The 19,301-nt window shown below is 68.6% G+C and carries 16 protein-coding genes and 1 tRNA gene; 11 read left to right on the forward strand and 6 right to left on the reverse strand.

Features of this window, described 5'->3' with window-relative positions:
* Positions 1-5 precede the first annotated feature (5 nt).
* The 5 genes from ACFXGX_RS04155 (at position 6) to ACFXGX_RS04175 (ending at position 5,739) form a co-directional block, all read left to right on the forward strand.
* Positions 6-1,469, forward strand: a complete 1,464-nt coding sequence (locus tag ACFXGX_RS04155; RefSeq protein ID WP_384784449.1) for an aldehyde dehydrogenase — start codon at positions 6-8, stop codon at positions 1,467-1,469.
* Positions 1,462-2,400, forward strand: a complete 939-nt coding sequence (locus ACFXGX_RS04160; protein ID WP_384784451.1) for a 3,4-dihydroxyphenylacetate 2,3-dioxygenase — start codon at positions 1,462-1,464, stop codon at positions 2,398-2,400. The genes ACFXGX_RS04155 and ACFXGX_RS04160 overlap by 8 nt, the downstream gene beginning before the upstream one ends.
* A 9-nt stretch (positions 2,401-2,409) precedes the next feature.
* Positions 2,410-3,255 carry a fumarylacetoacetate hydrolase family protein gene (locus ACFXGX_RS04165; protein WP_384784453.1) on the forward strand — a complete coding sequence of 282 codons (846 nt, stop codon included), beginning with the start codon at positions 2,410-2,412 and terminating at the stop codon, positions 3,253-3,255.
* Positions 3,256-3,481: 226 nt separating this feature from the next.
* Positions 3,482-4,108, forward strand: a complete 627-nt coding sequence (locus ACFXGX_RS04170; RefSeq protein ID WP_384784455.1) for a TetR/AcrR family transcriptional regulator — start codon at positions 3,482-3,484, stop codon at positions 4,106-4,108.
* A gap of 170 nt (positions 4,109-4,278) precedes the next feature.
* A complete protein-coding gene (locus tag ACFXGX_RS04175) occupies positions 4,279-5,739 on the forward strand; it encodes an APC family permease (protein ID WP_384784457.1) in 1,461 nt (486 codons plus the stop codon).
* 56 nt (positions 5,740-5,795) lie between these two features.
* On the opposite strand, the gene ACFXGX_RS04180 is transcribed toward ACFXGX_RS04175, so the two are convergent.
* The gene (locus ACFXGX_RS04180; protein ID WP_384784459.1) at positions 5,796-6,506 is read right to left on the reverse strand and encodes a type 1 glutamine amidotransferase; all 711 of its coding nucleotides are present in this window, start codon (positions 6,504-6,506) and stop codon (positions 5,796-5,798) included.
* 118 nt (positions 6,507-6,624) lie between these two features.
* On the opposite strand from ACFXGX_RS04180, the gene ACFXGX_RS04185 reads away from it, so the two are divergent.
* Positions 6,625-8,115 carry an aldehyde dehydrogenase gene (locus tag ACFXGX_RS04185; protein ID WP_384784461.1) on the forward strand — a complete coding sequence of 497 codons (1,491 nt, stop codon included), beginning with the start codon at positions 6,625-6,627 and terminating at the stop codon, positions 8,113-8,115.
* On the forward strand, positions 8,112-8,822 hold the full coding sequence (locus ACFXGX_RS04190) for a gamma-glutamyl-gamma-aminobutyrate hydrolase family protein (RefSeq protein WP_384784463.1): 711 nt from the start codon (positions 8,112-8,114) through the stop codon (positions 8,820-8,822). The genes ACFXGX_RS04185 and ACFXGX_RS04190 overlap by 4 nt, the downstream gene beginning before the upstream one ends.
* Before the next feature lie 118 nt (positions 8,823-8,940).
* On the opposite strand, the gene ACFXGX_RS04195 is transcribed toward ACFXGX_RS04190, so the two are convergent.
* Complete coding sequence (locus ACFXGX_RS04195) at positions 8,941-9,513, reverse strand: MarR family winged helix-turn-helix transcriptional regulator (protein ID WP_384784464.1); 573 nt, start codon at positions 9,511-9,513, stop codon at positions 8,941-8,943.
* 118 nt (positions 9,514-9,631) lie between these two features.
* Here ACFXGX_RS04195 and ACFXGX_RS04200 point away from each other — a divergent pair.
* Positions 9,632-9,704, forward strand: a tRNA-Trp gene (locus ACFXGX_RS04200).
* A gap of 153 nt (positions 9,705-9,857) precedes the next feature.
* Positions 9,858-10,793, forward strand: a complete 936-nt coding sequence (locus ACFXGX_RS04205) for a phytoene/squalene synthase family protein (RefSeq protein WP_384784466.1) — start codon at positions 9,858-9,860, stop codon at positions 10,791-10,793.
* Between the two features lie 57 nt (positions 10,794-10,850).
* Here ACFXGX_RS04205 and ACFXGX_RS04210 read toward each other — a convergent pair whose 3' ends face one another.
* The 3 genes from ACFXGX_RS04210 to ACFXGX_RS04220 form a co-directional block, all read right to left on the reverse strand.
* Positions 10,851-11,600 (reverse strand): transposase family protein, encoded by a 750-nt coding sequence (locus ACFXGX_RS04210; protein ID WP_384784588.1) that lies wholly within the window; start codon positions 11,598-11,600, stop codon positions 10,851-10,853.
* 140 nt (positions 11,601-11,740) lie between these two features.
* Complete coding sequence (locus tag ACFXGX_RS04215) at positions 11,741-12,364, reverse strand: NADPH-dependent F420 reductase (RefSeq protein WP_384784468.1); 624 nt, start codon at positions 12,362-12,364, stop codon at positions 11,741-11,743.
* A 33-nt stretch (positions 12,365-12,397) separates the two neighbouring features.
* A complete protein-coding gene (locus ACFXGX_RS04220; RefSeq protein ID WP_384784470.1) occupies positions 12,398-13,132 on the reverse strand; it encodes an SDR family NAD(P)-dependent oxidoreductase in 735 nt (244 codons plus the stop codon).
* A gap of 144 nt (positions 13,133-13,276) precedes the next feature.
* Between ACFXGX_RS04220 and ACFXGX_RS04225 the strand changes: the two genes are divergently transcribed.
* On the forward strand, positions 13,277-13,888 hold the full coding sequence (locus ACFXGX_RS04225) for a TetR/AcrR family transcriptional regulator (protein WP_384784472.1): 612 nt from the start codon (positions 13,277-13,279) through the stop codon (positions 13,886-13,888).
* Between the two features lie 425 nt (positions 13,889-14,313).
* Here ACFXGX_RS04225 and ACFXGX_RS04230 read toward each other — a convergent pair whose 3' ends face one another.
* The gene (locus ACFXGX_RS04230; protein ID WP_384784474.1) at positions 14,314-17,064 is read right to left on the reverse strand and encodes a P-loop NTPase fold protein; all 2,751 of its coding nucleotides are present in this window, start codon (positions 17,062-17,064) and stop codon (positions 14,314-14,316) included.
* 753 nt (positions 17,065-17,817) lie between these two features.
* Here ACFXGX_RS04230 and ACFXGX_RS04235 point away from each other — a divergent pair.
* A complete protein-coding gene (locus ACFXGX_RS04235) occupies positions 17,818-19,179 on the forward strand; it encodes a beta-1,3-glucanase family protein (protein ID WP_384784476.1) in 1,362 nt (453 codons plus the stop codon).
* Positions 19,180-19,301 lie beyond the last annotated feature (122 nt).

Raw genomic sequence — 19,301 nt, forward strand, 5'->3', positions numbered from 1 at the left:
CGGACATGACCGAGCACACCCTCACGGTGGCCGGGGTCGCCGTCGACACCCGGCACTGGATCGGCGGCGAACGCGTCGCCTCCGCCGAGACGTTCACCGACGTCTCACCGATCGACGGACGCGTCCTCGGTGAGATCTCCCGCGGCACCGCCGCGGAAGCCGCCGCGGCCGTGGCCGCCGCGAAGGCCGCCTTCCCCGCCTGGGCCGCCACCCCCCGCGCCGAACGTGCCCGCATCCTCCACGCCGTCGCCGACGGCGTGGAGAAGCGGATCGAGGATCTGGCGATCGTCGAGACCACCGACAACGGCGCCCTCCTGCGCTCGCACCGCCGAGGTGTGATGCCGCGCGTCGCCCACAACTTCCGCTTCTTCGCCGACCGGCTCCTGACCCTGGAGCACGAGGACTTCGAGACCCGCGGCCACACCAACCACGTGAGCTGGGACCCGGCGGGCCCCTCCGTGCTCATCACCCCCTGGAACGCCCCGCTGATGCTGTCGACCTGGAAGGTCGCCCCGGCCCTCGCCGCCGGCAACACGGTCGTCCTCAAGCCCGCCGAATGGACCCCGCTGACCGCGTCCCTGCTCGCGGACATCGCCGCCGAGGCCGGACTGCCCGCCGGCGTCCTCAACATCGTCCAGGGGTACGGCTCCGAGATCGGCGACGCCCTCACCTCGCATCCCGACGTGCGCCGCATCAGCTTCACCGGCTCCGTGCCGACGGCCCAGCGGATCATGGCGTCGGCGGCCGCGAACCTCACCCCGCTCAGCCTCGAACTCGGCGGCAAGTCACCGCTGTTGGTCTTCGCGGACGCCGACCTCGACCTCGCCGTCGACCTCGCCGTGGAGCAGTACGACAACGCGGGCCAGGTCTGTCTCGCCGCCACCCGCATCCTGGTCGAGGTGTCCGTCGCGGAGGAGTTCACCCGCCGCTTCGCTGAGAAGGCCGCGACGATCGTTCAGGGCGACCCACGCGACGAGGCCACCGACATCGGCCCGAACATCCACGAGCGCCAGCTCGAGAAGATCGACGGATTCGTGCGGCGCGCCCTCGACGCCGGCGCCCGCGCGGTCATCGGCGGCCACCGGGGCGACGGCCGGTACTACGCGCCGACCCTCCTCACCGACGTCGCCCAGGACTCCGAGATCGTCCAGGAAGAGGTCTTCGGCCCCGTCCTGACCCTCCAGACCTTCACCACCGAGGAAGAGGCGGTCCGCCTCGCCAACGACACCCGCTTCGGGCTCGCCGCCACCCTCGCCACCGGCGACCGGGACCGCGCCGCACGCGTCACGCGGCAGCTCGTCGCCGGGACGGTCTGGGTCAACTGCTTCTTCGTACGCGACCTCCAGGCGCCCTTCGGCGGCTCCCGGCACTCCGGCGTCGGCCGCGAGGGCGGCACCTGGAGCTTCGACTTCTACTGCGACCTGAAGAACACCGTGACCGCGCCGAAGGGATGGAAGGACCATGGGTGAGATCGTCGGAGCGGGGCTGCTGGCCCACGTCCCCACCATCGTGCTCCCGCAGGAGGTCCGGCTGGAGCTGAACGAGGGCAAGGAGATCACCCTCGTCACCGGTCTGGAACAGCTCCGCAGGGACGTCTTCGAACGCGACGAATACGACACCGTCGTGGTCCTCGACTCGCACTGGGCCACCACCGTCGAGTTCGTCGCCGCCGCCCAGCACCGCAGGGCCGGCCTGTTCACCTCCGAGGAACTGCCGCGCGGCATGAGCCGGATGCCGTACGACTACCCTGGAGACCCCGAACTCGCCCGCAACATCGCGAAGTTCGCGGACAAGCACGGCACCTGGATCACCGCGATCGACGACGAGTACCTGCCCGTCTACTACGCCACCATCAACCTCTGGAAGTTCCTCGGAGAGGGACTGCCCGACAAGCGGTGGGTGACCATCGGGGTGTGCCAGACCGGCGACATGGAGGACCACCTGCGGCTCGGCCGCGCGCTCGCCGACGGCATCGCCGCCACCCCCGGCCGCCGGGTGCTGATCATCGCCTCGGGCGCCCTCTCGCACACCTTCTGGCCGCTGCGCGAACTGCGCGACCACGAGTCCAGCGACCCGGCGCACATCTTCACCCCCGAGGCGCGCGAGGCCGACCTGGAGCGCATCGCCTGGTTCAAGGAGGGCCGCCACGACAAGGTCCTCGCCACCATGGACGAGTTCTGGAAGTACAAGCCCGAGGCCAGGTTCTTCCACTATCTGATGATGGCCGGCGCCCTCGGCGAACAGGCCTGCGCCGCCAAGGCCCGCCAGTACGGGGAGTACGAGAACTCCATCGGCACCGGCCAGGTCCACCTCTGGTTCGACCGCCCGGCCGACGGCTGGACCGGCGCGGGAACCCCCGCGGCCGCCGCCGCACCCCACAACCCGCACCGACGTTCCTAGGAAGCCGCCATGCCCGAATACCGCCGCATCCTCCTCGACGGCGCCGCCGTCCAGGTCACCGTCGACGGGGACGAACTCGTCGCCGGAGACGGCCGCCGCGTCAAGACCGAGGAGGCGCACCACCTGCCCCCGGTCGTGCCCTCCAAGGTGATCGCCGTCCACCTCAACCACCGCAGCCGCGTCGACGAGTTCGGGATCACCCTGCCCGACACCCCGACGTACTTCCACAAGCCCACCTCCTCCCTCAACTCCCACAAGGGCGCCATCGTCCGCCCCGAGGGCTGCAAGTGGCTCAACTACGAGGGCGAGGTCGCCATCGTGATCGGGCGGACGGCACGCAACATCTCCCCGGCCGAGGCGGGGGAGTACATCGCGGGCTACACCGTCGCCAACGACTACGGCCTGCACGACTTCCGGGACACCGACGCCGGCTCCATGCTCCGCGTCAAGGGCTCCGACACCCTCTGCCCGCTCGGCCCCGGCCTGGTCACCGACTGGGACTTCCGCGGCAAGAGCCTGCGGACGTACGTCAACGGCGAGGTGGTGCAGGACGGTTCGACCGACGAGATGCAGTGGGACATGCACTACCTCGTCGCCGACATCGCCCGCACCATCACGCTGTACCCCGGCGACGTCCTGCTGTCGGGCACCCCGGCCAACTCCCGCCCCGTACAGCCCGGTGACGTCGTCGAGGTCGAGGTCGAGGGCCTGGGCCGGCTCACCAACCACATCGTGACCGGCCCCACCCCGATCCGCGGCGACGTCGGCGCCCAGCCCACCGAGTCCGAAGAGGTCCTGTCCACCGCGCTCGGCGGGGACTGGGAGTTCCGCGGCATCCGCCCGCCCCGGCGCTGATGCGGGCGACGCGAGCGCGCCGTACCGGGTGTCACGGAGAAGGACGCCCGGTACGGCGCCCCAGCCCCGGTCCGGGCCCCAGCCCCGATCCCAGCCCCGGTCCCAGCCCTTGGCGCGAGTACGCCGACACGGGCACGAGCGGGTTCGCCGGCGGGTCCCCGGACCGGTCCTGGGCCCCGGTCGGGCCTGTGCCGGGGCGCGGAAACAGGCGGGTAGGGTCGCAGCCATGACCGAATCCGCCGAGACTCCTGAGGCCCGCAAGCCGCGCCGGCGCATGAACTACGGGGAGGGCCGCGAAGCCCTGCTCAACGCCGCCGTGCGCGTCGTGGCCAGGGGCGGGCTGCGCCGGCTCACCTACCGGGCCGTTGCGGAGGAGGCGGGCACCACGCACGGGCTGGTCGTGCACCACTTCGGTTCCCGCGACGCGCTCATCGAGGAGGCGGTCGCGCACGCGATCCGCACCTCCCTGAACACCAGCGCGCTGGAGCCCGGCACCGGCAGGATCGAGGACTTCTCGGTGGGAGTGTCCGAGATGGTCACCGCCGACCCGGACATACAGTCCTTCCAGTACGAGCTGCTCCTGGAGGCCCGGCGCCGTCCCGAACTCCTTCCGCATCTGCGAGCGCTGTACGACGAGTACTTCGACGCCACCGGACGCGAGCTGTCCCGCATGCTGCCCGACGGTGCCGGGCAGCCGCTCACCCGGCTCGTCTTCGCCGCCCTCGACGGCCTGGTGCTCCACCAACTCGTCTTCGGCGGCCCCGAGATCACCGACTCCGCCATCGAGGAGCTGCGGTCGCTGCTCCGGCTGCTGGAGGACCGGCGGAACACCGACGCCGAGAGCCGCGATTGAGGCTCCTGCCCGCGCGTTTCAAGGCCCTGGACGACTGTCGTCCGGGGCCTGTCGCGTTCCGGGCGGGGAAACCGGGCTCAGGCCCTTGTCAAACGGATAGTTCCAGCTCAGTATGAGGCAACTCGTTTGGCCTGAAACGAATCCCTCTTCCTCCCTGGCAGGTGATCCGAGTGGACAGTCAGACAGCGGTCGTGAACCAGACCGTGGCCGACGCCCCCACAGCAGGCAAGCTCAAGCCCAACTCGCTCGGCGTTCTGGGCATTCTCTTCTTCGTCCTCTCCGCCCAGGCGCCGTTGACCGGTGTCGCGGGAGCCGTCCCGATCGCCGTCGGCGTCGGCAACGGCGCGGGGGCGCCCGCCGCCTATGTGGTGGCGGGTCTGATCACCCTGCTCTTCTCCGTCGGCTTCGTGGCGATGGGCCGGCACGTCGTCGACGCCGGTGCCTTCTACACGTACATCGGCAAGGGCCTCGGCCGGACCGTCGGCACCGGCAGCGCGGGCGTCGCGCTGTTCGCGTACTGCGCGATCCAGGCCGCCATGTACGGCCTGTACGGCGCGACCGTCAACAGCTTGCTCGCCCACTACACCGGCCTGGACGTGCCCTGGTGGGCATGCGCACTGGTCACGATGGTGATCGTCCAGGTGCTCGGCAGCGCGGGCATCGAGATGGGCGCGAAGGTACTGGCGGTCTTCGTCCTGGCGGAGTTCAGCATCCTGAGCGTCTTCGCGCTGGTCACCTTCTTCAAGGGTGGCGGCCCCGAGGGGCTGGCCTTCACGGAGTCCTTCTCGCCGAGCGCGGCCTTCGACGGTGCCCCGGGTGTGGCGCTCATGTTCGCCGTGGCGTCGATGATCGGCTTCGAAGCCACCGCGATCTACGGGGAGGAGGCGCGCGAACCCCGCAAGACGGTCCCGCGGGCCACCTACGCGGCCGTCGCCTTCGTCACCGGCTTCTTCGGCTTCGCCTCCTGGATGCTGGTCTCCTCCTACGGCCCCTCGAAGGTGTCCGCGGCGGCGGGCAAGGCCCTGGAGAGCGGTGACTCGACGAGCTTCGTGTTCGCGCCCATCGCCGACCTGCTCGGCACCTGGGTCAACGACGTCCTGCCCGTCCTGCTGGCCACCTCCCTCTTCGCCGGCATCCTCGCCTTCCACAACTCCGCCAACCGCTACCTGTTCTCGCTCAGCCGCGACGGACTGCTGCCCGGCAAGCTGTCGTCGATCAACCGCCGCCACTCCCCGAGCGTGGCCGGCTGGGTCCAGACGGCCATCGCGGTCGTGCTCGTGGTCCCGTTCGCGCTGGCCGGCAAGGACCCGGTGCTCACCCTGTTCTCGTGGGGCAGCGGCGTCGCCGTCCTCGGCATCATGGCGCTGTACCTGCTGACCTCGGTCTCCGTGGTGGCCTTCTTCCGCCGCGAGCGCCTGGACACCCGGCCGTGGAACACCCTGATCGCCCCGTCCCTGGGCGCCCTCGGGGTGGCCGGGGCGATCTGGCTGATCGTCCAGAACTTCACCACGCTCATCGGGGGTGAGGGCAGCACCGCTCTCGTGCTGGAGCTGACCGTCCCGGTCGTCCTCCTCCTGGGCCTCGCGGCGGCACGCTTCACCCGCGAAAAGGCGGGTGCCACCCGAGGCTGAAACGGACCGGGCCGGTCACCCGGCCTGGTCCGCCGCACGCCGGTCGGCGGGCCCGGTCACCCGGCCCGGTTCACCGACCGGCCGAGGAAACCGTCCACCAGCCGGCGGGCGTTCGTCCGGGCCATGGGTTCCATGGCCCGGCTCCGCGCCAGCAGCTCGCCGGGGTCCACGCCATGGCGTACGCACTGCTCCGCGCCGCCGGCCTCGATCCAGCCGCGCACCATCGAGGTGGTGATCTCCGGATGGAACTGCACACCCAGAGCGTGTTCCGTCCTGAAGGCCTGGACACACACCTCGTTACGGGCCACCACCTCGGCACCCGGCGGCAGGACGCAGCGGTCGAAGTGCCACTGGAACCAAGGGCCCGGCACCACCAGGGACGGATCGTCCGTGGCGACCTCGACCCAGCCGATCTCCGGACATGGCGACGCCTCCACATGGCCGCCGAGCGCGGTGGTCAGCGCCTGGGCGCCGAAACAGACGCCGAGCACCGGGACGCCGAGATGGTGGGCCTTGCGCAGGAGCGCGAGTTCGCCGTCGATCCAGGTGCCGACGGCCGTCCGGTCGTAGACCGACCACGGGGCGCCGAGCGACACGATGGCATCCCAGTCGTCGGCGTCGGGGAAGTCGAACGCGACGTCCGGCGCCCGGTGGCGGTGCTCGGGGACGACCGTCACGACGGTGAGGTCGTATCCACGCTCCTCCAGTCGGGCGCCGACCAGCCCCGGCTCCGTCACGTGGTCGTGCTGAACGACGAGTGCGCGCACCTCGCGCTCCCTTCCCCGACGGGTCCTCGGACCTGTCGGCAATCGATTCCTCGGGCCCTTGTGATGGCTCCGCGCCGACTCTATCGTTTGGGTTCAAATAATATTTTGGAGGTCCCGCATGACGGACGTCACCCACGAGGAGTGGCTGCTCCGGGCCAAGTCCCTGAACCTCTCCGGTGCCCATCACATCGACGGCGCCGACGAGGACGGCTCGGGAGCCGGCTTCGACGCCGTCTCGCCCCGTGACGGCCAGGTGCTCACCCAGGTCGCCGACGGGGGCACCGCCGAGGTGGACGCGGCCGTCGCCGCCGCCCGCCGCGCCTTCGACACCGGCCCGTGGCCGCGCCTCGCGCCCGCCGAGCGCGGCGCGACGCTGCTGCGCGTCGCCGACCTCCTCCAGGAACGCCGCGCCGACCTCGCGCTCACCGTCAGCCTGGAGATGGGCAAGCCCATCACCGACGCGTACGAGATCGAACTGCGCGCCCTCATCAACACCTTCCGCTGGTACGGGCAACTGGCCGACAAGCTCACCGACGAGTCCCCGCACACCGCCGCGGACGCGCTCGCCCTGGTCACCCGGGAACCGGCCGGAGTCGTCGGCGCCGTCGTGCCGTGGAACTTCCCCCTGACCCTCGCCGGCTGGAAGGTCGCCCCCGCGCTCGCCGCCGGCTGCACGGTCGTCCTCAAGCCCTCGGAGAACTCGCCCCTGTCGGCGCTCCTCCTGGGCCGGATCGCCACCGAGGCGGGACTGCCGCCGGGCGTCCTCAACGTCGTGGGAGGCACCGGACCGGTGGCCGGCCGGGCCATCGGCCTCCACCCGGACGTCGACGTCCTCGCCTTCACCGGCTCCACCGCCGTCGGCCGCCACTTCCTGCACTACGCCGCCGACTCCAACCTCAAGCGCGTATGGCTCGAACTGGGCGGCAAGTCGCCGAACATCATCCTTCCCGACGCCCCCGACCTGGAGAAGGCGGCCGCCACCGCGGCCTGGGGCATCTTCTTCAACCAGGGCGAGATGTGCACGGCCCCCTCCCGGCTGCTCGTACACGCCTCGATCGCGGAACAGGTCACCGAGTCCGTCGTACGACGAGCACGTGAGCTGCGGATCGGCGACCCCCTCGACCCGTCCACCGAGATGGGCGCCCTGGTCGGCGAAGCGCATCTGGGGCGCGTACAGGTCCACATCGCCGCCGGTCTGGCCGACGGCGCCCGGCTGCGCACCGGCGGCTCCCGCACCCTCACCGGCACCGGCGGCAGCTACCTGGAGCCGACCGTCTTCGACCGGGTGGACCCCGGCATGAGGCTCGCCCGCGAGGAGATCTTCGGCCCGGTCCTGTCGGTCCTCACGTTCGACGACCTGGACGAGGCCGTACGCCTGGCCAACGACACCGAGTACGGCCTCGCCGCCGGACTGTGGACCTCCGACCTCTCCACCGCGCACCGGGTCTCCCGCGCACTGAAGGCCGGCACGGTCTGGGTCAACTGCTACGAGGAGGGCGACCTGACCGTCCCCTTCGGAGGCATGAAGCAGTCGGGCAACGGCCGCGACAAGTCCGCCCACGCCCTGGAGAAGTACACCGAACTCAAGACCACCTGGATCCAGCTGTGACGCGCCCCCTGATCGCCGTTCCGGCCCGCTTTGCCGAGACGACGTCCGCCCTTCGGTACGCCGCCGAGGTCAACGCCCGTGCCCTGATCGAGGCGGTGTGGCGGGCCGGTGGCGAGCCGGCGACCATCCACCCGGCCGATCCCGCCGTCACGGACGTGAGCGCCCGTCTCGCCCGCTTCGACGGTGTTCTGCTCCCTGGTGGCGGTGACCTCGCTCCCCACCGCTACGGAGCCGCCGACACCCATGGCAGCGTCTACGACGTCGACGACCTCCAGGACGCCTTCGACCTCGAAGTCGCCCGCCGGACCCTGGACTTGGGCATCCCTCTGCTGGCGGTCTGCCGCGGCCTCCAAGTCGTCAACGTGGCCCTCGGCGGCACCCTGGAACAGGACATGGGCGGCCCCGAGCGCGAACACCGGCACGTCGTGCACCCGGTGGCCGTCGAGGGCGGAACCCTGCTGGAGCGGGCCACCGGCGCGCAGAAGGTGGAGGCGTCCTGCTACCACCATCAGCGGGTCGAACGCCTCGGCCCGGGCCTGACGGTCGCCGCGCGCGCCGCGGACGGGACCGTGGAGGGCCTCGAACTCCCGGACGCCGAAGGGTGGTTCACGGCCGTGCAGTGGCACCCGGAGGACACAGCCCCTGAGGACTCCGTCCAGCAGGCGCTGTTCGACGCGCTGGTCCGTGCGGCGGGCGAGCGGCGCTGATCCGGAGAGGGACGTTGATCCGGCCGTGCGGCCGTGGGGCCGTGCGGCTGTCGGGCTCTGGAGCTCTGGGGCTCTGGGGCTCTGGGGCTTCGGGAGTGTTGGGCTGCGGGGGCGCCCCTCAGTTCTTCGCCCTGCGGCCGCTGCGGCGGGGTGCCGGTTCGGCGCCGTCGAGGAGGGTGAGGCGGCGTTCCTCGCCCTGCTCCTCGACCTGGCGCACGACCTGCCGCAGTCCTTCGGCGACGGTTTGGCACTCCTCGTCACTGAGCCGTGAGGCGACGAACGCCTCCTCCTCGTTGAACCGCGGGAACAGTCGCTGCATCAGCGACTCGCCCTCGTCGGTGAGACTGAGCAGCTTCAGCCGGCCGTCGGAGGGATGGCCGGCCCGTGTCATCAGCCCCCGTCCCTCCAGGGTCCGCGAGACGCCGGTGAGCGTGCCCTTGGAGATCCCGGCCTCCTCGGCGACGTGCCGGGTCTCCGACTCGCCCCAGACCCAGACCACCCAGAGCACGACGAAGGACGTCCAGGTCAGATCCGCGTCGCGCAGGACCGAGTTCTCCAAGTGCTGGCGGACCGAGGAGGCGGCGCGGTAGATGTTCGCGACCACCGCCATCTGCTCGCGGTGTATCGGGATGCCGCCCAGCTTCGCAGCTGCCAGCTTTTCCGCTTCGGTGATGGACCGATGGCCGGGCACGGGCACGCTCCCCTGATCGTTCGGACCCAAATTGTACGGGACGGACTCCACCGGATCCGAGGAGGCGGAAAACCCGTGGATTCGAACCGGGCAGGCCGTGCAAGCTGGCACGTGTCGAAGGGGTGTAGCTCAGAGGCCAGAGCGCCGGCTTCCAAATCCGGACGTCGCAGGTTCGACTCCTGCCTCCCCTGCTGTGGAACTCGCGCGAGTTTCTTCCGGCGATGCAGCGAACCTGCAGGGCCGACCGGCTGACCGACGGTCGCCCACGTGCTCGACGGGCGAACTCGTACCCTTCACAGGCACACTTCCGACCCGGAAGTCGGCGGCAGAGTAAGGAACGCGACATGCCCACGTGGACCCGCACGCTGCGCGAGGCCGGCATCACCGAACCGGACCTGCGGACCGCGTACGGCCGACAGCGGACGTTCGTACGGCGGTTCAGGACCGCGGAGTATCTGACCGTCCGGCTCCTGCTCCCGGCACGCCTGCATCCACCCGTCATCGCCGCTGTCGCCTTCATGCACGAGACGGACGAGCGCATCGACACCGGTACACGCGCAGCGCGCGGTGCGGCGCTGCAGTCGTGGGCGTCCGCCACGCGTGCAGCACTCGACGGCGCCACCGCCACCGATGCGACGCTCCGCGCGCTCGTGGACGCGGCAGACCGGCACCCCCAACTACGGCAATACGTCGAGGACTTCTTACGGGGAGCGCGACACGAGGTCGACTACACGGGCTTCGACACCGAGGACGAGCTGCAGTCCTACGTCGACGGATACTCGCTGCCCGCCTTCATGCTCCTGGTCTGTCTGCTGGAGCGAGGGGACCCTGGGGAGGACGAGGTGTTCGTACGGCGTTGCCGTGATCTCATCGAGGCCATGCAGCGCATCGACTTCCTCGACGATCTCGCCGAAGACGCGGGTGCGGGGCAGGTCGGCATCCCGGGCAAGGATCTGGAGCGTCATGGCCTGTCCGTCGAGGTTCTGCGGAGCCCCACGGATGCCGTCCGTGCGCGCCTGGGGCAACTGGTTCAGGAACAGGTCGAATTGGTGCGCCCGCGCCTTTCCGCGAGCAGGCAGTTGACGGACTTGGTGCCACCAGGGACGCGCCCCTTCATCACCGCGCTCCTCCAGGTGCAGAAGCTCCGGCTGGACGCGGTCAGCCGGAAGGGCGGCGACCTGGCTGCGGGCGGCGCGCGTCCTTCCGTACCGGCGCTGTTGGGAGTGCTGGCACGTCAGTACGGGGCCGCACGGCGGACGAGGGCGCGGACGACAGGATGATCCCGGCCACCAAGTGCCCGGCCCGGTTCAGCGCCGGTCGCTGACCACTGAGCGTTTTCAGCGTTGCCTCTCAAGGGTGAGGATGGCTTTGGCGATGATGGTCATGCGGTTTGGGCTGATGCGGGATCTGCGGAAGATCTGCCAGGACTTCAGTCGCGCCATGCCGCGTTCGACGGGAGCTCGGGTCTGGGCGAGGGCGCGGTTCACGGTGCGCTGGGTGGGGGTGAGTTCCCGCCGGGCGGACGTCTCAGGCCAGTGGTGACGTGCAGGCCCGGCACCGGTGTAGGCGCGGTCGGCGAGGATGGGGACACCCTGGCGTTCGCAGATCCGGATGATCTTGTGGGTGCGGGCCGCGGTCAGGTCGTGGGTGCGGCCCGGCAGTGCGGGCGAGATCCACAGAACCTCGCCGATCGGATCGGTTACGACCTGGACGTTCACGCCGTGGCGGCGGTGCTTGGCGGAGTAATCAGCGCGGCTGCCGCCGACGCGGTCGCACTCGGCGAGGGTGTCGTCCAGAAGGACGAACTCGGGACCGTACTCGCGCAGCGTCTTCAGCAGGCCCGGGGCCCGGTCGGCGAGCAGGCTCGTGACGGTGGTCACGTAGGCGTGGGCGGTGCCGACGGATATCCCGAAGCCGGCCGCGATCCGGGCGAGGGTGTCGTGGCGGTGCAGGTACACCAGCGCGACGAGTGCGCGCCGGTGCGGCGGGAGTTTGCAGCGCCTGTCACCCTCACGGGTGACGATGAGCATCGTGACCCACTCGACCAGGGTGTGCGGGAGGTCGAGTGCGGCCGGGTAGGGAACCAACAGGGCTCCTGTGCTGCTGAGTTGAGGCAACGGACACCTCCCTCAACGGCACGGGAGCCCTGTGCGTTGCGCACCCCGCCCTCACGCCAGCTCCGTCCCCCGATCGGCAGCCGCTCCGAAAGGCTCAGTAAATCGTTTGCTCAGACGGGAAGTTCGGTGATGCTGAGGGCGAAGTTCAAGTTCCCCACCCCGTGGTTGGCGAGGCCCACCGTGACCACGCCCGCTCCTTCCAGCCAGTGCGCCATTTTCAGGCCGCCGACGTCCAGCGGGCGCAGCCCGAGGCTCTCGATGAACGCCTCCACACTTGCCTTGGCCTGCGCGTTATCGCCGGCGAGGAAGACGTCGGGCCGCCCCTTCTCCAGGACATGACGAAAGATGGTGTTGAACGCCTTCACCACACTGGCGCCGGCCGGGGCGGCCTTGGCGACTTCCTGCGCGATCGAGGTCTCCTCGCGGTGGGCTAGCCCGTCGAACGTGGAATTGAAGGGGTTGCTGATGTCGACGATGACCTTGCCCGCGAGAGCGTCTCCGTACTGGGCGACGGCCGGCACGACACCGTCGTACAACAGGGCCACGATGACGATGTCCCCGGCCGGGGCGGTCCCCCATTCTCCCGTCGTGGTGCCGCCGCCGAGAGCCTTAGCCAGGTCAGCGGCCTTGGACTGATTGCGGCCCATGACCTCGACGGTGTTGCCGCCCGCTATCGCCCGCTCGCCGATGGTGCGGGCCATGTTCCCGGTGCCGATGATGCTGATGCTGCTCATGAGATGTCCTGCCCTGATTGTGTGTTGTTCGGTTCAGATGGCGGTGGTGCCGCCGTCGGCGACGAGTTCCATGCCGTTGACGTAGCTGGAGTCGTCGGAGGCGAGGAAGAGCGCGGCGGTGGCGATCTCGTCGGGGCGGCCCATCTGGCCGCGGGGGATGAGGGACTCGAACTGGCGCTTGGTGGCCTCGTCGAAGAGTTCTTCCTGCTTGGCGGTGGCGACCTGGCCGGGGGTCAGGACATTGACGCGGATCCGGCGGTCCTTGAGCTCGTTGAGCCAGATTCGGGCCCATGCCTGCTGGACGGCCTTGCTGCCGGCGTAGACGCTCCAGCCGGGGAAGGCGCCGAGGGAGGCGTTGGAGCCGGTCATGAGGATGGAGCCGCCGTCGTTGAAGAGCGGAAGGGCCTTTTGGACGGTGAACAGGGTGCCGCGGGCATTGAGCCCGAACCAGGTGTCGAACTGGGCCTCGGTGATCTCGCCGAGCGGGGCAGGCTCGCCCCCTCCGGCGCTGGCCCACAGCACGTCAAGGCTGCCCTTCTCCCGCTTGACGGTGTCGTACAGGCGGTCCAGATCCTCCAGGTCGGAGGCGTCGCCCTGGACGCCGGTGACGTTGCGGCCGATCTGCTTCACGGCCTCGTCCAGGGCGCCCTGGCGGCGGCCGGTGATGAAGACGTGCGCTCCCTCATCGACGAACAGCTTCGCGCCGGCCAGCGCCATGCCGGTGGAGCCGCCTGTGATGACCGCGACCTTGCCGTCGAGCTTTCCCATAGCCATTCCCTTGGGTCGGTGGTGCCGTGCGCACCTGGGGTGACGGTGTTATGTACACCACCCTGTGTGCTTACGGTACGGGGCGGGCGGTGAGGACGCAAACTATGTACACCGGTCGTTACCCAGTTGCGGTAAGGTGGAGCCATGACGGAGTTGGAGAAGGGCCCCACGGGCCGCCGCCGCGGCCGGGGCGCCCGCGAGCGCATCCTCAGCGCGTCCCAGCAGCTGTTCCGCGAGCAGGGCATCAACCGCACCGGCATGGACCAGCTTTGTGCGGTGGCGGAGGTGTCCAAGCGCACGGCCTACCAGCACTTCACTGGCAAGGACGAACTCGTCGCCGAGTACCTGCGCCGGTTCGACCCCTCCGTTCTGTCCGGCGTGTTCGACCGCACTGACCTCACGCCACGCGAGCGACTCCTCGCCGCCTTCGACATCCCCACCACCACCCCCTTGTGCCCCTACATCGGTGCCGCCGTCGAACTGAACGACCCCCAGCACCCCGCGTCCCAGTACGCGCGGGACTACAAGAAAGCCGTCGCCGCGCGGCTCGCCGACACCGCCCGCGAAGCCGGCGCCGCCGACCCTGAACAGCTCGGCGAGCAGCTCGCGCTGCTCATCGACGGCGCCGCGGCCCGCACCCGTGTCCTCAACGCCGACGCCTTCCCCACCGCCGCCGCCATCGCCGCCGTCCTCATCGACAACGCCATCCCCGCCACGGCCGGCGATGACCGGCGACGGGAGGAAGTGTCGAGTTGACGTGGCGCTCCCTCGGCCGGGCTGGACGCGCTGCCGGTCGCGGCTGCACCCGCTGGTACGCGACACCAGCCGCCCGGCACCGGGCCCGGACCTGCTGGCTTCTACGGAAATGCCGCTCGCCCACTGAAAGCCGCAGCAGAACCCGCCACGCAGACCGGCGCCCCCCGAGGACCCGCCGACGTGGTCGGCCTGGCGCTGCTGGTCCCGCATGCTGCCGTAGTGCTGAACAGCCTCAGCGCTCTGCCGGACAGCTCAACGGCACGGGAGCCCTGTCTGTTGCGGACCTACCTCGCCCTCACCCTGCCACCGTCACCCGAACAGTGGCCACGCTGAAAATGCTCACTGCGCCGGCTCAGTCCCGCGGAGCCGGAGCCGGAGCCGCGGCGAGCACCGCACGGCGGTCCGGCCAGGCGGGCCGGCTCCTCTCAGGCCGGGTCTCCCAGGAGTATTTCCATTCCCCACGCGTCGCGAAAATCGTTGATCACGCGTTGAGCGCTGTAGGCGGAGACTCCTAGTTCCAGACGAGCTTCGGCCAGATGCGCCGGATGGCCACGCCATTCCTCGGGAGTCGATATGTGTACCCGGCTCATCAGATTGGGGCTGATGAAGATCCGCAGGACAGTGAGCAGGAAGTAGGCGAATGTCGATGCCTCGGCTATCAGAGCGCCCTCCTCGTCAGGCAGGCCACGGACACCGTCCCCTTGGGGTGCTGCCTGGCCATGACGCACCAATGCCGTGAGTGATTCCTCCAGCGATGCCACACTCGACCGTCGGCGATTCCCTGTCTCGAATATCAGCTTGCGCAGCAGATGAAGGGCTGCCCCGCTCTGTGTCGTCAGTGGAAGTTTCGCCAGCAGGAGTCGGAAACCTCCGAGCACCTGCGTCAACTCTTCAGCAGCCAGGAGTCGTATGACACTGTCGGCGGACTCTGCGGGAAGGGACCGATGCAGGTCGACGATGCGACGGCAGTAGCGGACCAGGTCCCGAGGGAGTCCGCCGGAGAGCGCGTACGCAAAAAGAATGTTGGAATCCCCGAGATTCGGAACGCGGCGAAGCAGCAGCGCACGTGCTTCGTCCACGTTGAAATTGATCACGTGAACGATATCGTCTAGGGTCGAGTCCGTGGCATCACGATTGGGTAGACCGCGCCGCACAAAGGTGGCTCCGACGTCGTCGGCAACCGCCAGCAGGAAATGGACGTAAGGAATTCCGAAAACCGCCTTCAGTTCATTGAGGAAGCCGATCGCGGCGTCTGCGCTTCCGAGCCTGTCCAGTTCATCGACGGCAATAATGCATGTCCCGCGTTCCTCGTAGATCTCCTGTGCGATGCTGCTCAGCAGTCGACGAAAGTCAGAAACCAACTCAGGGTAATTCGGCGGCAGAGTCGAGTAGCCGGAGGATGAGCCCCCTGCCAGACTCCCGAACTGTTGAACCGCGGGATTCCAGGACGTTGTCTTTGTCTGTACAGTGCGCAGGCGGTGCAATTGGTCCCGGCACTGGCGAGCGAGTGGATATGCGCGACGCATAGGCTTTCTCAGTGCGGCGAAGAGAAGTGCGACGGCCGCTATCACCAAGGCGAGCCGGGTGAGGGCTCGAACCTCCAACGTGGGAACCTGCCTGCCGCCCTGCGAATAGTAGAGAAGGATGGACAAGCCGGAAAGAATATATCCAGTGACAACTGCCTGGGACCAGGCTTGAGTTTTCTCCGGATTGGTCCGGAGTCGCCCGATGCGGGTTCCCATGTCGATAGTGAACGGGACTAGGATCGTCACGACAGGGTTGTCGAGAATATTGCCGATGTCCAGTAGGGAAGGCAGTGAATAGAAGAGTTCCCGGACGCTTCGGTAGGGCGCCATCACGGTATATATCGCAACGATGGCGCCCAGTAGATATATGGCCCGGAGTATGAAGCGAAGGTAATCGACGAGACCCTTAACCATCGCGACTCGAAGGGCGATAACTGCCGAGATCGCCAGAAGAATCAGAATGTATGGAGACTGTCCGGTGACGGTCGTCGCATAGAACTCGGAAATGTGCTTCCATAGGTTCACGGCTCGGGAGCCGACATCGAACCCTTGAGATTGTGCGACCCACTCGGCGCCACCTTTCGCGGCGATGACCAGCATTCCTGCTGCCGCGAGACAGATGATGCATCGCCATATCAAGGTGCCCAGGTGAACGGCACGTACCCGCCCGCTCCCGAAGAGAACGGATACTCGCTTGTAGGACGGGACCGAGATCCCGCGCATTCGCAGGTAGCCTTCGCAGACGTCGACAAAGAGATTCAGCAGAAACTCTTGCGGTGCGTAGCTTGCCGGTGTGTGAGCGTAGACGGGTAAGGTCGCGGTTGTGAGGGCACCCTCCAATAGGGTCGTCTTGCCTGAACCGCGTGGCCCGCTGAGCGCGAGGGTTCCCCCGTCCAGCTGTGAAATCTTTTCGCTCAACTCGACAGCGGCACGCCAGGGGACAACGCGGCCCCGGTCGGCTGTGAGGCGAAGACCAACGGAACTGGGCCGGCCGGAATCCGGGTAAACTCCACCATGATTCAGCCGCTCGACCACGTAATGCACATAAGCGACCGGTGTACGTGTGCGCATGCTCCGGTGCCAGAAAGACCTCGCACGACTGGTGGAGACCCAGAAAAAGACGACTGCTATCGAATTTGCAAGAGGTGTGATGACGGAAGTTCGTGGGGTCCTGTCCCGGCTGTGTCGGGTCCGGCTTCTCATGGTGTGCGTGGCGGACCGCGAGCCGGAAATGATGGCCAGTGCGGTCGCGCCTGCGAATCCGAGCTGGATACCCCAGGCCTTGATGAATATGACCGTGAAGGCGGTGGCGATGGCCAGGTAAACCCAGGTCGAAGGTCGGCGGAATATTCCTTCGGCATTCGATCGCAGTTCTGTCTTTGCTGCTCTGTAGGTGTCCAGCCAGGCAAAGTATTGGACAATCTCATCCTCGAATTGGAGCATTACCTGGCGGGCATGAAAGGGCTCCAGCAGGGCGTTGCGTACCCCTGCGGCGACCGCTTCCGGTTGCCGGTCCAGCAGGACGCGGACATTGTCCTGGCGCAGCCAGTTCGCAACCGCTTTATCGTAGGCTTTCCGGCTCGCTCCGTCCGGCGCAATGGCATCTTCGAAGGCCCTGTCCCAGATGTTCCGACCGCGAGCCTGCGCCATGCACGTCCTCCGAAAAGAGGTCCATCAAGTGGTGGATGCGATTCCGGAGTCCCCTCCTCCGGAGTGGCCATGATCGCTTCATGGGCTCGGTGAAACATTCAAAGGACATCCGCCGACGGTGCGGATTGTCTGATTATGATTCAGGTAGGCCGTGTTGTGGAAGGCATTCTCTGAGAATCGGCGAGAGCTCGTGGCACGATCACGAGCAAGCCGAAGACGACTGGGTCATGGACGTGGATCCGACCTCGGGCGAGGCCGTCGTGCTGGTCCGGCCCGGTGGCAGGGTGCCTTCGTTCGCGGAGTTCGGACCCTCTGGTACCCAAGGGCGTTCACTGTGGCGTTGGGACCATGACGAGAGTCGTCCTCCTCCGTCCGCTCGGAGAAGCCGGGATCGCGGACGATCAAAGTCGCCGGCTCCTGCCGGTTGAACCGAGGGGTGGGCCGAGGGCCGCACCGCAGCGGTCGAGGAGGCGGCACGGGACCGTCCTGCCGTGCCCCCCTCGACGCGGCCAACTCTTGAATGCTCGGCCCGGCGTGAGCCGGTCGCGTCGTCGGGGGTCGAACGCGGCGGGTCCTGGGTGAGGCGCAAGCGGCGGCGGAGGGGGCTCCGTGGGGGCTCGTCGCGGGAACTCCCTTTATTTCAGCTTCAGTTGTTGACGTCCGGAACATGCGGGGATACAACCCGGAGAGAGCGCTCTCCGTCTGCTGTTGCTCCGCCCCCACACACGCCGACCCGGCATGAGGAGATCCCGCATGCAGTCCTTAGTCAGCGCCAGCGCCCTTCCCCGGCGATCGTCGGGCAGAACCGCTCGGGCCCGTACCGCACTCGGTCTCGTCGTCGTCCTGCTCGCCGCCTGCGTCGCGTTCCTGAGTCCGGCACCCGCGCACGCCGCCGACCAACTGCTGTCCCAGGGACGGCCCGCCACGGCCTCCTCGGTCGAGAACGGCTCCTTCCCCGCGGGAGCCGCGGTCGACGGCAACACCGGCACCCGATGGTCCTCGGCCTTCGCCGACCCCCAATGGCTGCGCGTCGATCTCGGGTCGGTCCAGCAGATCACCCGCGTCGCCCTGAACTGGGAGGCCGCCTACGGCAAGGCGTTCCAGATCCAGACCTCCACCGACGCGAGCACCTGGGCCACCGTGTACTCCACGACGACCGGCACCGGCGGCACCCAGAACATCAGCGTCACCGGCAGCGGCAGATACGTACGCGTCCTCGGAACCACGCGGGCCACCCCGTACGGCTACTCCCTGTGGGAGTTCCAGGTGTACGGGCCCGGAAGCACCACCCCGCCGGACGACTTCTGGGGCAGCACGAGCGACATTCCCGCCGCGAACAACGCCGTCGAGGTGAAGGTCCTCAACCGCACCAACGGCAAGTACCCCGACAGCCAGGTGTACTGGAGCTTCAACGGCCAGGTCCACTCCATCGCCGAGCAGCCCTACCTCGACATGCCGGCCAACTCCGCGGGCCGCATGTACTTCTACCTCGGCTCACCGACAAGCTCCTACTACGATTTCATCGAATTCACCGTCGGCAGCAATGTGTTCAACGGCAACACCACACGCGTCGACGCCTTCGGCCTGAAGATCGCCATGCGCCTGCATTCCAAGGGCGGGTACGACGTCGAGGTCGGCGAGAACCGGCAGACCTTCGCCGAGGACCGCGCGACGACCTTCCAGCGCTTCACGGCCGCTGTCCCCGACCAGTTCAAGGTATTGGCCCAGACCCAGTCCCCGTACCGGATCATCGCGCCCGGCAGCGACCCGAGCTTCCGGGCGGGCGGCGCCAACGCCGGCTACTTCACCTCCTACGCCCAGTCCGTGGGCGTGAACGCGGCCACCTCCGACATCTTCGGCTGCGCGGCGGCGCTCGCGAGCAATCCCGACATGTGCGCCGCGCTCAACCGGCATGTGGCGACCCTGCCGGCCTCCCAACAGGGCGATCCCGCCCAGTACTACAAGGCCGCACCCGCCAACTACTACGCCAAGTTCTGGCACGACAACGCCATCAACAACCTCGCATACGGCTTCCCCTACGACGACGTGGCGGGCCAGTCCTCCTTTATCTCCCACGGCAGCCCGCAGTGGTTGCTGGTCGCCGTCGGCTGGTAGCCGGGGGAGGGGGGGGCGGGGGGGGGGGGCCCCCGGCGCCCGGCCCCCCGGTGGGCACCCCGCCGGGGGGGGGGGACCCCGGCCCGCGGGTGGGGGGCCCGCCCGGGGCCGAACGCCCGGGC

Origin of the sequence: Streptomyces sp. NPDC059371 (assembly GCF_042751995.1) — a bacterium.
Lineage (GTDB): Bacteria > Actinomycetota > Actinomycetes > Streptomycetales > Streptomycetaceae > Streptomyces.